The following is a 12,562-nucleotide window of genomic DNA, read 5'->3' as shown; positions in this document are numbered from 1 at the left end:
CGTGTCGCAAGCCCCCTCCCCCAAGCTCCTCGAGGCCCCGACCTTCTCGGCCGAGCAGCTCTCGGACACGCTCGGCGCGGCCCGCAGCCACTCCAACGCCGGGCCGCTCTTCGATTTCACGCTCAAGCTGCCCCGTGGCTGGTGGGTCTCCTTCTATCCCGATGCCGTGCCGCAGACCGGGGCGCAGCCCGAGTTGCTGTTCCACGCCAGCCCAGAGCACACCCGCGATGTCGAGATCCGCATATGGGCCACGGTGCTGACGCGTGAGATCAACCCGGTTGACTGGCTCGACCAATGGCTCGACTTCACCGAACACGGCATCATCGACGCCAAGAACTTCGATACCGACTATGGCGTGCTCGCAGATGTGCTCACCCACCGGCTCGACAAATCCGTGCCCGGCACCCGCCGCTCGCTGACCATCAAAGACGGCAACCGCCTCTTTCTGATCGAGGCCAAGGCCCGGCGCGACGATGAAAACCTCATCACGCTGATGCAGAATGCCTTCCTCGTCGCCGCCTCCAGCTTCGAGCTGGCCCACCCCACCCGCGACCGCTTTGCCGAACCCTTCGACGATGTCACCACCGAAGGCGCCCTGCCCCTCACCCTGCTCGCCCCCGAAAGCTGGCAGATGACCCCGCAGCAAAAGGCCCCGCCCGAGGGCGCGGCAATCACCTGGGAAAACAACGGCTTCGGCACCCTCGTGCTCTCCACCATGCCCGGCTGCGATAACTCCGAAATGCTGGAGGAGGTGCTGCTCGGCACGCTCGAGGCCAATGGCGTCAAAATCCCCGAACCGGACGAGAGCACCCTCCTCGTGCCCAGCGCCTTTATGAACATCCTCGCCCGGTCTGACCGCGCCCTGCGCGGCGGCGAGGTCGAGATGATCGTGATGACAGCCCGAGCCGAAACCCCCGAGGTGTCCGCTTGCCTCGCGCTGCTCAGCCCCTCCGAGCAGAGCAACCGCGACGCGATGGCCGTCAACCGCCGCGCCTTTCAGGTCATGCTGCAAAGCCTGCGCCCCGCCGGGTAACGCTCCGCCCCATTCCGCCCTATTCCTGCCGACCAATGACCCGCGCGCGATGCGATTGTTTCCGCTCACGCGCCGTTTCACCACCAAATCCCACAGCTCCCGCCGTGTCTTCGCCGCAATTCCCGGCGAGTCTTGGTGCAACGAAATACGTGCGGGTTATATCAATGCTCTCTGTCCTCTCGGCCCAACGCCGCCGGATCGCCTATTTTGCAGCCACGATGGCCATCGGCCTGCTGCTGATCGGCCTGCTCCCCGGGTTGCGCTGGTACACCAAGGCCATCTCCTTCCTCTTCGCCCCCTTCGTCATGGCGGGCATCGCCGCCGCCGTGCTGGCCTATGTGCCCGCCAAACGCGGCTGGCTCGAATGCATCGGCACCGGCGTCCTGCTGGGCGGTGTCCTCGGCGCGCTGACCCGCTATGACGGGCTGATCGGCCTGCCGCTCGCCATCCTCATCTCCGCAGGTCTGGTCATGGCCCTGCACGAAGCCTGGGCCGACAAGATCCCCCTCAAGCTCAACTTCGCCACCGCCGCCTCCGGCCATGTCCGCGCCGACGGGGCCGAGATCTGGTCTGCCCTCGTGCCCGGCGCTGGCGACCGGCTGGTGTCGGAGCGTCTGATCGACCTCGAGGCCTGCCCCGACGACCCCGAGCGCAACACCTTCTACTGCGCCCTCATGGCCTGCGGCGAGTTGGCCGAAGAGGCCACGCTGACCCTACTGGAGCGCGACAGCTCCGGTGTGGCCCGTATTCACATCGAAGGCGAGGATGCGGCGCACGTCATGTCCTCAGGCATCCTGACCGTGAAAATCACCGAGATGGACCCCGACACCACCCATGTCGACCTGCATGAAACCCGCGAGGGCATGCTGGCCGGCGAGGTAATCGAACGCTGGTTCGACGATGTGCTGGTCGGCGAGTTGCGCCACCTTCAGGCGCACTTCCTCGCCCTCAACCCGCCCGAACCCGCCGAGCGCGAGGCCGAAGCGGCGGCCGCCCTCCCCGCCCCGGCGCAGCAGGCAGGCAGTCTTGAAGAACTTCAGCCCGATGCCCGCGGCGCAGCGGCCTCCGGTGCCGCCGCCCAGTTGCGTGGCACGCCGCGCAACATGAAGAACCTCGCCAAGCTGCCCGAAGATCACCTCACACTGGAGGCGGTGAGAAAGGCGGTCGGCGAGTGAACGAGGCTGCCCCCGTCGCCGCCCCGGCGCCGGCGGGGCACCCCCATGGCCTGCCCACCCGGCTTGCCGCACGTCTGATCCGCCTGCGCCACAGCCGGGGCCGCCTGTTCTACGCCATCTTCCTCGCCCTGCTCACGGGGCTGGTGCTGAGCGACCCCTTTCATGTGCTGCTCGGCATACTCTCTTTCGTGGCCGATCGCTTCTCGACCCGGTCGTCGCTGGTTCAACCCGCCCTCGTCTGGCTCATCTTCACCCTGATCGCCAGCCTCGCCTATGCCGCCATCTGGGCGGTGACGATGCTCCTCATCCTGCCCTTCCGCGCCCTGCCCGAGTGGATCGCCACGCTCGTCTTCATAGGCGCGGTGCTCAAAACCCACGCGCCCGGCATCATGGACGCCATGCCAAACTGGGCCTTCTACCTCCTGATGGGCAGCTGGGCGCTGAACTTCGCACTGATAAAGTCCGGCCTCGCCTTCCGGCCCCTGCCCGGGCTGACCCGACACCACCGCGCCCGGTTCTCCCTGCCCCTCCCACCCGATGAGGCCTACCGCCGCCTGCGCGCGCACCCAGATCGCCCGCATTGGGACAAGGGCTGGGCCGAAATTGCCGAGATCACCCCCGGCGACGACAGCCTGCTGAACGTCGAGGTGCGCCGCCGCAAGGCCACCTACCCGCTCTGGCTACGCTACACAGCCGAAATCCCCGGCAGGCAGTTCACCGTAATGTCCGCGCTCACCCGCGCAGATCTCGACAGCGCGGATAGCAAGCATGGCGAAACCGTCACGCTCACGCCCAAGGGCCAGACCAGCACGCTGGTCGAGGTCCACACTCGCGAGCCGCACACGCTTTCCACCCTCTGCGCCGACCCGATGGAAGACCGCAGCACGGACTATTGGGCCCACGCAGCCGCGCAGATCTCCGGCCAGCCCGATGGCACCTTCACCGCCGCCTGTTTCCGCCCGGCCAAAGCCTGAAACCGCGCGCCGGAGAAACCGCCTAAAACACCCGCTCCGCACCGGCCCCGGCCTTGCGGCAAGCCACAGATTTGTCTAAAATTATTCAAAATAGAGTGACTCTCTCGGTGGGGCAGGCAGGCAGTGGAATACGGTATCAGCACTATTCTTGTGCTCACCCTTCTGGGGCTCGTGTTCTCCATTGCCGTCATCGATGACACAGATGACGACCGTTCCGACGATCAAGAAAGCCTCTGACGTTGCCATGAACGCCCCGCGTCGCGGCACCACCCCCGACGCCCTCTCGTCGCGCATCCGCAAGAGCCTCAAACCGCAGGGCTGCGCGCTCACCGTCATCCTGCCGTTCTACGACGAAACCGCCTTCCTCGCCGCCGCCCTGCGCTCCATCCGGGCCCAACGGATCGAAGGGGTCGAAGTCATCGTGGTAAATGACAACCCCGAGCGCTTCAGCCGCGAAGAGGTGGCCGAGCTCGCCGCAACCGCCTGGCCCGCACCAGATGGCAAAACCCCCGTCACCGTGCTCTGCCACGAGGCCAACCGCGGCCTCTCCGCTGCCCGCAACACCGGCCTCGCCGCCGCCAACGGCGATGTCATCGCCTTCCTCGATTCCGACGACTACTACGTGACAGACGGGCTCTCCGCCCAGTTTGACCTCGCCCGCCGCACCGGCGCCGATATCACCCACGCCCCCTGCTACCTCTCCGACCCCGGCAGCCCCGGTCTCTCGGTCCTGCACCGCGACGAGGCCTTGCACATGGAGCCCCGCGTGACCGACGGCCTGCGTGACGCCGAGGAGGCGCAATTCATCGTCTCGTCGTGGTCCTCGCTCTACGCCCGCCGATTTCTGGAAGACAACGCGCTGCGCTTCGACGAGGCTCAGCCCCGCTTCGAAGACCGGCTCTTCGTGCTCCAAACCACCACCCGCGCCCGCAAGATCGCCTATCTCGGCCAGCCCACGCGGGTCTGGCGGCGGCGGGCCGGCTCGATCTCCGTCACCGAGGTCACGCCCGAAACCCTCCGCCTTCAGGTGCAACTGCTGGAAAAATGCCTCGCCGTCATCCGCGCCGAGGTCGCCGCCGGGCACCTCGCGCCCCGGTTCGAAAAGCGCGAACTCTTCAACTGCGTCTCCCGCCTGATCTGGGACATGGAGCTGATCCCGATGCTGGCCGCCGCTCCGGAAAACGCGCAAACCGCCGACCTAGGCCCCCGCGTGCAAGCCCTTCTGGGTGAGGACAGCTTCGCCAACAGCTTCTTCGACGATCCGATGGTCGTCAAAACCTCCCGCGTGGGGATGAAAACCCGGCGCGGGCGGATCACCCGGCTCGATTTCTTCGAGCTACACCGGATGATGCGCGAGGGCGACTGGCCCGGTGCCGCCGCCCTTCTGGCCGCCCGTGCGCCTACACCCGCAGAGCCCGCCATGCCCTGCCCGCCCCTACCGGGCCGCTTGGTGCTGCACCTCGGGCTACACAAGACCGGCACCACATTTCTCCAGCACGCCCTGCTCAGCCGCCGCGAGGCTCTGGCTGAGGCGGGCGTACTCCTGCCCGAAACCGGCCTCGCCGAGCCGGACGCCGCCCGCCCCCGCCCCGGCGGCTTCCCCGGCCATCAGGGCCTGCTGGCCGCCCACCGCGCTGGCGACGACAGCACATGGAAGGCGCTCTACCGCGAGATCATCGGCGCGGGCTGCGCCACCACGCTGATCTCCTGCGAGAACATGCTCCTGCCCACCGATGCCGCCCGCGCCGAGGTGATCCCGGCGCTGATGGCCCGGCTTTCGGGCTTCAAACAGGTTGAGTTGGTCGGTTTCGGTCGCCGCGCGGATGCCTATGCCGAGGCGCTCTACAAGGAATGGGTCACCGACGGTGGCCGCGGCGGAGCGCGCACGATTGCCGAGTTCCTCGTCGACCACGCCAACACCCTCACCGACTGGCCCACTCTCTTTGCGCCTTGGGAAGTCGCCGCCGGCGTGCAGGTCAAGCTGGCCGATTTCGACTTGCTCAAAACCGAAGGCCGGCTCTGGAGCGGATTCTGCGACCTCGCCGGCCTGCCAGGCGGCCTGCCAGCTCCCTCCGGCCTGCCGCGCTACCCCTCACCCGACCGCGAGAGCACCGAGCTCATCCGCCTCGTGAACCTTCTCACCCCATACCGTGACACCCGCCGCGAGATCATCCGCGGCTACTTCGCCCTCAACCCCGCCCCCCGTGACCGCGCAAGCCTTCTTCCCCCCACCGACCGCGTTGCGCTGCTTGAGCAATTCCTCGCCACCAGCGCGCCATGGGCCGCAGAGCGCGGCTATAGCGCCGAAATTGCCGGATTGATCTCCGCGCTTGAGGGCGACGGCTGGCACCCACCCAAACCCATCGACCCGGCACGCCTCGCAGACCTGCTCCACGCCGGCACCGCCAGCCCCGGCCTGATGACAGGCGGCACCGCCTCTGCCCCCGGCACCCTCCCTGCGCCCCCCAGCCCCGCGCCACGCGACCCCAAGCTCGTCATCCGCCTCCGCCCCTGGGCCCGCCGCCTGCTTGCCCGCTGGCTCTGACCCCCAGGTTCTCGCTGGCCTCACCGGCCCGCCCCCGGCTGTTCGCCTCACCTTCCTCACCCGCGCAGCGAAACGCCGTTCCGCACCCCCTTTCCTCCGCCGCCCAATCCGTTACCTTGCGCCCCGAACCATCGGGAGGAGACGCAGATGTCCGACAAAGCCACATTCACCTGGGAAGATCCCTTCCACCTCGATGACCAGCTGGGCGAGGACGAGCGCATGCTCTCCCGCGCCGCCGCCGAGTTTGCCCAGGCCGAGCTGGCCCCCCGGATCGTCGAGGCCTACCGCGAGGCCACCGTCGCGCCCGAGCTCTTCCCGCTGATGGGCGCCGCCGGCCTCCTCGGCGTGACCATCCCCGAGGAATACGGCGGCCTCGGCGCCTCCTACACATCCTACGGCCTGATCGCCCGCGAGGTGGAGCGCGTCGACTCGGGCTACCGCTCCATGATGTCGGTGCAAAGCTCCCTCGTGATCCACCCGATCAACGCCTACGGCTCCGATGAGCAGCGCCGCAAGTATCTGCCCGGCCTCTGCTCCGGCGAGCTCATCGGCTGCTTCGGCCTCACCGAGCCCGATGCCGGCTCCGACCCCGGCGGCATGAAAACCCGCGCCGAGAAAACCGCCAACGGCTACAAGCTCACCGGCTCCAAGATGTGGATCTCCAACGCCCCCATCGCAGATGTCTTCGTGGTCTGGGCCAAGTCCGAAGAGCATGGCGGCAAGATAAAAGGCTTCGTGCTTGAGAAGGGCATGAAAGGCCTCTCCGCGCCCAAGATCGGCGGCAAACTCAGCCTGCGCGCCTCCGTCACCGGCGAGATCGTGATGGACGGCGTCGAAGTCGGTGACGATGCACTGCTGCCCAATGCCGAGGGCCTCTCCGGCCCCTTCGGCTGCCTCAACCGCGCCCGCTTCGGCATCGCCTGGGGCGCTATGGGCGCCGCCGAATTCTGCTGGCACGCCGCACGGCAATACGGGCTCGACCGCAAGCAATTCGGCAAACCGCTGGCGGGCACCCAGCTTTTCCAGCTCAAGCTCGCCAACATGCAGACAGAGATCGCCCTCGGCCTGCAAGGCGCCCTCCGCGCCGCCCAGCTGTTCGACGGTCCCGGCTGCCCGCCCGAGCTGATCAGCCTGATGAAGCGCAACAACTGCGGCAAGGCCCTCGAGATCGCCCGCATCGCGCGTGACATGCACGGCGGTAACGGCATTTCCGAGGAGTTCCAGGTCATGCGCCACGCCGCCAACCTCGAAACGGTCAACACCTACGAGGGCACGCACGACATCCACGCATTGATCCTCGGGCGTGCACAAACCGGCCTCCAAGCCTTCTTCTAGCGCTCATTCGGAAACAGCGCTTGCGGGCGATGGATTCCGATCCGCTTAGGTTTTATGGTTATCCCCGGGAAGCGCACGTGGGGTGCGCCGGGGCTGCCATGACCCAGACGGAAGAATCCACTCGCCGCGCCCGCTGGCGCGTGACGCTCGACGCACATGGCGCCGAGCAAGGGGCCCATCTGCGCCTCGGCGAAGACCACGGCGCGCTCTTCACCGAAGATGGCGAGACCCTGCTCGTCACCTTCGAGATGGCCGAAACGATCCGCGACAATGGTCAAGGCGCCCTGCCCTACGGCCTCCAGATCGCCGGGCGCGAAGGCTGCTCGCAGCTCTGCCTCTATTCCGAGACCGATGGCTTCTTCCGCGTGCCGGAGGTGTTCGACTATTTCGACGGGCTGGTCGACGAGGGCTTCTTCGACGAGTTCGACCGGGTGGTATTTTACGGCTGCGGCCCCTGCGGCTACGCGGCAGCGGCCTTCTCGGTCTGCGCGCCCTTCTCCACTGCGGTCCTTCTCGCCCCGCTGGCCACGCTGCACCCACCCCTCACCCGGTGGGACAACCGCTACCCCGCGATGCGGCGCACCGATTTCACCCGCCGCTACGGCTACGCCCCCGCCATGCTGGAGGCCGCCGAAGCCGCCTTCATCGTCTACAACCCCGCCAACACCAAGGACGCGGTCCACGCCTCGCTCTTCCGCTCACCCAATGTCACCCCACTGCCCACGCGCTGGCTGGGCAACCGGCTGGACTCCGACCTCGAAGACATGGGCGTGCTGGAGCCGATGCTCCGCGCCGCTACCCGCGGCAAGCTGACGCCAGAGGGCTTTGCCCGGCTCTACCGGTCACGGCACCGTTTCGGCCCATGGCTGCGCCGCTTTGTCGGCGAGCTTGCCGCCACCGACCGGCCCTGGCTCACCGGGTTGGCCGCGCGCGCCGCACTGGCCCGTTTCGACTGGCCGCGCTTCCGCGAGGCCTTCGCCTCCTCCAGCGAGGCTCTGGCCAAGTCCGGGCGCAGCCTGCCCCCGCCCGGCCCCGAGCCGGACCCGGACAGCCCGCAAAAACAGAAAGAGGCCGCCGAATAAACGGCAGCCTCCTTGCGTCCGTCCCTCCCGGAACAGGCGGGCGTTGCACGCGGGCTCTTAACCCGCAGGCAACACTTACACGTAGTAGATGTCGCGGAACACGTGGCGCACGATGTCTTCGCGCTTCAGGCCACGGGCGTCGAGTTGCTCGTCGCTCATCTCGCTCAGGCGCTTCACCGCCTTCATCCGCGGGTTGGCCTCGGCCATCGCCACGAGGGCGGTCAGAACACGGTCAAAACCGGCACCCACACGGGCCATGAAACCGGGACGGGCGAATTGAATGTCAGTTGCTTGCGTTGCCATCTGGAAACCTCCTGGAACTGCTTTGTCTCTGTGGTTTCCTCCCTTGCCTTCAACATAGGCTGCCAAGTGACTGATCCACCACAGACAATCCCGCATGCCCGGGTTGCGCCTGCTGCAACGCAGAAAACCTGAGGGAAAAATGCCGCAGGCGCGAAGGCCCGGGCAGTTTACTGCGGCGGCGCCTTGAAAAGCTCGACGATCCGGTAAATGTCCGGCGCCCCGCCCAGCTCGCCCGCGCCAAGGAACAGCGAGATCCCGAACTCCGGCAGGTAGTCCAGATACTCCACCTCCGAGGCCTCGCCGCCATAGGTATAGGTCGTCCGCACAGGGATCGCCTGCACAGCACAGTCGCCATAGAGCACCCGCCGCATCAGGCTGGTCTCGATCAGCACGGTGATCGCCGTCTCTGCGCCTGTCGCATCTATTTCGGTGCCAGCAAGCTCCAGCCGCCGCCCTTCAGCCACCGGAAAGACCTGCTCCGTGCCCTCGAACCGGGTATCGACCACGGTGCTCTCGACCGGCACGCCGTTTTCGATGTCGTGGCTCTCTTCCACCAGCAGCCCGCCGGTGGAGCGAACAAAGAAGCCGGTGTTGTCGTCAAATAGCGTGGTTTCCATCACCTCCCCCGGCGCCGCGCCGGGGCGAAAGGTAGTGACCCCGCCACTGTCATCCCGCAGGGAAATGCCGTTCCGGAGGTCTCCGGGCTGCGGGCATTCGGCCACCACCGGCGCCGCCAGCCCGGCGCACACTCCACCCGCCGCAAGCAATAATCTGACCGAAATCGCCATCGCAGTCGCTCCCCAAGCGCTTTGGCCGCTGCCAAGTGTCACACAATCCCTACGCTCCCTTGCGGAAATGCCGAAGGTGCAGGCATATGGCAAGAGTTTCGTGGTATGGTGGGGCATGTCGAGCGATCAAGGCAATTCAGACCGCGGCAGCAAGCCGCCCGGGGCCGATGGCCCCTCTGTGGTTTTCCTGCGATTTCCGGATCTTTCGCAGCTTCCGCCGGACGAGTGGTTCGAGGATGAAGAGGGCGAAGAGGCCGTGAAGCTGGAAGAGGCCCGCCGCCAGCGCAGGCTCAGCGCACGGAGCTGAGCGCGCCGCGCCGCCACTTCGCGTGGTTGCTCAGGCCTTACTCCGCCATCCGGTGTTTCAACCCAGTGCCCAGCCGCGCCCGCGCCATGCGGCGCCTGCCGCCGTGCAGGGTGCGAATGCGTTGCAGCCGCCGCAGGTTGCGCGCAGTGGTGTAGCGCAGCGGGTGCATCATCGCCCGCCAGATCTCATCGGGCCGCCGCCCGCTGAGCGCCAGCATCGCCCCGGCAATCGCTGCCGCTGAGAACGCTGTGCTCTTTTCCAGAAACATCCTGTGCACCTCGTCCCGCCCCCGCGGCTCGAGGCCCGAGAACCCCATCAACCGGTGCGAGATGACAGATTGGCTCTCCGCCACCAGCCACGCGGCCTGAAGGCCGGTCGACCAGACCTCCAGTGCCAGCCGCTCAGGCCGGACAGTCGAAAGGCTTGGCCACGACGGGTCAGCCTGTGTGTGGATGTAGGGGGCCAGTGGGGTGCTCCTTGAAAGGGGAGGCCCAGATGCGGGCCTCCGCCACTATGACTGCGGTCAGCGCGGGCCGCGATTCGACCCGATCTGCCTCAGCGCGGCTCGAAATCGGGCGCGAGGGTGATCTTGCCCTTGCCACCCGGACGACGCGCAGGGCTTTCCGCCTTAGGGGCCTCTGCCGCGGGCTTCGGCGCTTCGGCTTTCGCCTCCTCCGCCTTCGGAGCCTCGGCCTTCGCCTCGGGAGCGTCAGCTTTGGGCGCGGGCGCAGGCGCTTCCGCCTTCACGTCCGGCTTCGGCGCTTCAGGCTTGGCCTCGGGCTTCGGGGCTTCCGCCTTCGTCTCCGGCGCGGCCTTCGGAGCCTCAACTTTGGCCTCTGCCACTGGCTTCGCGGCCTCGGGTTTCGCTTCCGCCGCAGGCTTCGGCGCCTCCGCCTTCACCTCAGTCGCAGGCTTGGGCGCTGCCGCCTTCTTCGCAACCGCAGGCTTCGGCGCGGCTTTCTTCGCCGCCGTCCGGCGCTTCGGCGCGGCCTTGGCAGCCGGCTTGGCGGGCGCAGCCTTGGGAGTTTCCGGCGCTTTCACCGGAGCTTCCGTCTTGGTCTCCACCTTCGCCGCAGCTTTGCTGGCGGGTGCAGCCTTGGCAGCGGGCTTCTTCGCCGCAGGCTTGGGCGCTGCCTTGGTGGCCGCCGGTTTCGGCGCGGCGGTCTTCGCTGCAGGCTTCTTCGCGGCCGGTTTCTTCGCAACAGCCTTCTTGGCCGCGGGCTTCTTCGCCACCGGTTTCTTCGCAGCAGGTTTGGCCGGGGCCTCTTCCGCCTTGGGCGCGAGCGGCACGACCTCGGCTGCCGCCTTCTCAGGCGCCTTTGCCTTGGCCGGTGCTTTCGCCGGGGCCTTGCTCGGCTTCGGCTTGGTCACGGTCCGCTCACCGGTGCCGGGCCAGAACTCCATCATGCCAAAGCCCGCGCGGGCCATGTTCACTTGGGTTTCGATCATCGAACTCCAGAGCACAACGCCATTGCGCCACATGTCGATCGCCGTGAATGCTTGCCGCATTGGATATCCTCTTTCTGCACTGCCCCCCGGAGGATCGCCCCAGGGGCCTTCAACCTGTCAAACCTCGCCAGCCCGCCCCTGATCCGGACCGCCCGCAGAACCACGCGCAGCCTGGCAGGCTCAAAGGCCACCTTCCCGCTCAACCTATACAATTGCTGCACCCGCGAAAAGACCCCATCTCGCCGCAGGCAATCACTTTTCGCCTTCTTTCATTGATCTGAACGCAGTTGCACAGCAAGCAGGCAACACAAAAATGCCGCGATGCAGCAGGCCCGGCGCACCCTCCACCCGCCATCCCCGTGAAATCGCTGCACAATCACCGCTGCCCCAAGGTCAGCCCCATCCACGCCGTCGCCAAACACCCCATTCCGCCCCACTGGCGCCCGTCCGCCTGCCGCGCTATTCCTGCGCCATGACCCAGCGCCTCACCCTCCGCCGCCCCGATGACTGGCACCTGCACCTGCGCGATGGCGCGATGCTCAAGGCCGTCCTGCCCGAGACCGTCGCCCACTTCGCCCGGGCCATCATCATGCCCAACCTCGTGCCGCCGGTGGTGACCATGGCCCATGCCATGGCCTACCGCGAGCGCATCCTCGCCGCCTCCCCCGGCGTCGGCCTCTTCGAGCCGCTGATGACTCTTTATCTCACCGAAGAGACCGACCCCGAAGATGTCGCCGCGGCCCACGCCTCCGGCCTCGTGAAGGCGGTCAAGCTTTACCCGGCGGGCGCCACCACCAACTCCGCCTCCGGCGTCCGCGACATGGACAAGGTCCGCCCGGTGCTGGAGAAGATGGCCGAGATCGGCATGCCGCTCTGCGTCCACGGCGAGGTCACGACCCACGATGTCGACATCTTCGACCGCGAGGCCAGCTTCATCGAAACCGTGCTCGACCCGCTGCGCCGCGCCACACCCGGCCTGCGCGTGGTGATGGAGCACATCACCACCGCCGAGGCCGTGGAATACCTGCGCGATGGCGGCGATGATCTCGGCGCCACGATCACCACCCATCACCTGATGATCAACCGCAACCACATGCTGGTCGGCGGCATCCGTCCGCACTACTACTGCCTGCCCGTGGTCAAACGCGAGCGCCACCGCGAGGCTTTGGCCACCCTCGCCACCTCCGGCTTCTCCCGCTGCTTCCTCGGCACCGACAGCGCGCCTCACCTCGCGAGCGACAAGCAAAGCCCCTGCGGCTGCGCCGGCGTGTTCTCCGCGCCCGTCACCATGAGCTGCCTCGCCGCCGTGTTTGAAGACGCAGGCGCGCTCGACAAGCTCGAAGGCTACGCCTCGCTGAACGGCCCGGCCTTCTACCGCCTACCGCCCAACGAGGCGACGATCACCCTGAGCCGTCAGGACGAGCCCCTCACCTTCCCGCCGCAGATCGAAACCGAGCACGGCCCCGTAGTGGTGTTCGACCCCGGCCGCCCGCTGCACTGGCACGTCGAGGACGAGCTCTGACCGCGCGCGCCAAAGCGGCCGCCCCGCGCCTTGCGATGCCGGACGATTG

12 protein-coding genes are annotated in these 12,562 nt (G+C 67.3%); 8 read left to right on the top strand and 4 right to left on the bottom strand.

Features of this window, described 5'->3' with window-relative positions; all coding sequences use genetic code 11:
• Nucleotide 1: 1 nt before the first annotated feature.
• The 6 genes from ACUXVX_RS10425 (at nt 2) to ACUXVX_RS10400 (ending at nt 8,144) form a co-directional block, all read left to right on the top strand.
• Nucleotides 2–1,033: a hypothetical protein gene (locus ACUXVX_RS10425; RefSeq protein ID WP_446311481.1), complete on the top strand. Its 1,032-nt coding sequence runs from the start codon at nt 2–4 to the stop codon at nt 1,031–1,033.
• A 164-nt stretch (nt 1,034–1,197) separates the two neighbouring features.
• Nucleotides 1,198–2,208, top strand: a complete 1,011-nt coding sequence (locus tag ACUXVX_RS10420; RefSeq protein WP_446311480.1) for a hypothetical protein — start codon at nt 1,198–1,200, stop codon at nt 2,206–2,208.
• Nucleotides 2,205–3,182: a hypothetical protein gene (locus tag ACUXVX_RS10415; protein WP_446311479.1), complete on the top strand. Its 978-nt coding sequence runs from the start codon at nt 2,205–2,207 to the stop codon at nt 3,180–3,182. Before ACUXVX_RS10420 ends, ACUXVX_RS10415 begins: the two co-directional genes overlap by 4 nt.
• A gap of 193 nt (nt 3,183–3,375) precedes the next feature.
• On the top strand, nt 3,376–5,727 hold the full coding sequence (locus tag ACUXVX_RS10410) for a glycosyltransferase family 2 protein (RefSeq protein ID WP_446311478.1): 2,352 nt from the start codon (nt 3,376–3,378) through the stop codon (nt 5,725–5,727).
• Nucleotides 5,728–5,874: 147 nt separating this feature from the next.
• On the top strand, nt 5,875–7,062 hold the full coding sequence (locus tag ACUXVX_RS10405) for an acyl-CoA dehydrogenase (protein ID WP_446311477.1): 1,188 nt from the start codon (nt 5,875–5,877) through the stop codon (nt 7,060–7,062).
• A gap of 98 nt (nt 7,063–7,160) precedes the next feature.
• Complete coding sequence (locus tag ACUXVX_RS10400) at nt 7,161–8,144, top strand: phosphoadenosine phosphosulfate reductase (protein ID WP_446311476.1); 984 nt, start codon at nt 7,161–7,163, stop codon at nt 8,142–8,144.
• A 75-nt stretch (nt 8,145–8,219) separates the two neighbouring features.
• Here the strand turns inward: ACUXVX_RS10400 and ACUXVX_RS10395 are convergent, their stop codons facing one another.
• Entirely contained in the window at nt 8,220–8,447 is a 228-nt protein-coding gene (locus ACUXVX_RS10395) for a DUF1127 domain-containing protein (protein WP_261384553.1), read from the bottom strand.
• 167 nt (nt 8,448–8,614) lie between these two features.
• Nucleotides 8,615–9,235: a hypothetical protein gene (locus tag ACUXVX_RS10390; protein WP_446311475.1), complete on the bottom strand. Its 621-nt coding sequence runs from the start codon at nt 9,233–9,235 to the stop codon at nt 8,615–8,617.
• A 115-nt stretch (nt 9,236–9,350) separates the two neighbouring features.
• On the opposite strand from ACUXVX_RS10390, the gene ACUXVX_RS10385 reads away from it, so the two are divergent.
• Nucleotides 9,351–9,542, top strand: coding sequence for a hypothetical protein (locus ACUXVX_RS10385; protein WP_446311474.1), 192 nt, complete (start codon nt 9,351–9,353; stop codon nt 9,540–9,542).
• A 37-nt stretch (nt 9,543–9,579) separates the two neighbouring features.
• Here the strand turns inward: ACUXVX_RS10385 and ACUXVX_RS10380 are convergent, their stop codons facing one another.
• Both ACUXVX_RS10380 and ACUXVX_RS10375 read right to left on the bottom strand, forming a co-directional pair.
• Nucleotides 9,580–9,810, bottom strand: coding sequence for a hypothetical protein (locus ACUXVX_RS10380; protein ID WP_446311473.1), 231 nt, complete (start codon nt 9,808–9,810; stop codon nt 9,580–9,582).
• A gap of 287 nt (nt 9,811–10,097) precedes the next feature.
• A complete protein-coding gene (locus tag ACUXVX_RS10375; protein ID WP_446311472.1) occupies nt 10,098–11,051 on the bottom strand; it encodes a hypothetical protein in 954 nt (317 codons plus the stop codon).
• Between the two features lie 412 nt (nt 11,052–11,463).
• Between ACUXVX_RS10375 and pyrC the strand changes: the two genes are divergently transcribed.
• The gene (gene pyrC, locus ACUXVX_RS10370; protein ID WP_446311471.1) at nt 11,464–12,513 is read left to right on the top strand and encodes a dihydroorotase; all 1,050 of its coding nucleotides are present in this window, start codon (nt 11,464–11,466) and stop codon (nt 12,511–12,513) included.
• Nucleotides 12,514–12,562: the final 49 nt, after the last annotated feature.

The organism is Vannielia sp. SX4 (genome assembly GCF_052828525.1).
Note: the sequence above shows the minus strand (reverse complement) of the source record. Positions and strands in the feature narration are given on the sequence as shown.